Annotated in this window: 1 protein-coding gene; it reads left to right on the top strand. The window is 72.2% G+C overall.

Features of this window, described 5'->3' with window-relative positions; translation table 11 throughout:
- Positions 1–304: 304 nt before the first annotated feature.
- Positions 305–720 (top strand): hypothetical protein (locus RCG67_RS16865; RefSeq protein WP_368827947.1); only part of this gene is annotated, 416 nt, incomplete at its 3' end.

Raw genomic sequence — 720 nt, 5'->3', positions numbered from 1 at the left:
CGACTACGGCTCCCACCAGTTCACCGTCCGCGACGGCGACGGCAACCTGTGGACCATGGGGACCTACCGCGGCGCATGAACCGGTGCAGGCAGGACTGGGACTGAGGGGCTTGACCGTCGTGGCGTAGTCGGTGCCCATCCGGGTGGCCCTGGTCCGGTGGGCGGCGCCCAGGAGGTTCGCAGGAACCCGAGACCTCGGGGGACTTCTGCCCTGGCCGGTGCGCGGGGGAGGATCAGCTCACGGCCTGCTCCGTGCTCCGTGCAGGCGCCCCCCATCTGGTGGACCGTGTTCTCGGAGGAGATCATGAACGACCTTCTCGGCCTCAGCCCCGACGATTTTCCCGCCGCACCCAGTCCGTTGGACGCGGTGGTGGCTCCTGTGGAGCAGCGCGCCTTCCTGGGCGGGCGGCGCCGGCCCATTGCGTGCACGGGGTGTTCGGGGACGGCCCTGGACCCCCGGTTGCGCCGGCTGGTGAGCACCGGCGGCTACGAGGTCCTGCTGGGGTTCCTGGCCCACTACGTGGCGTTGGTGCTGCCGGATCCGGTGGCGACCGAGGGCACCTTCTGGGCGGTGGAGACGGTCGTCGACTCCGAGGTCCCGGTGGGGGAGCCGCAGCAGCTGGTGCGGCTGCGGGTGCACGGGGTGGCGGTCGCCACCGTGGTGGAGGACCCGGAGGGGGACGGGCAGGAGCCCCTGGTGTGCCTGGCGCTGGCTCCGGC

Origin of the sequence: Kocuria cellulosilytica (assembly GCF_040981245.1) — a bacterium.
Lineage (GTDB): Bacteria > Actinomycetota > Actinomycetes > Actinomycetales > Micrococcaceae > Kocuria > Kocuria cellulosilytica.
This window is presented reverse-complemented; position numbering and strand designations above follow the sequence as displayed.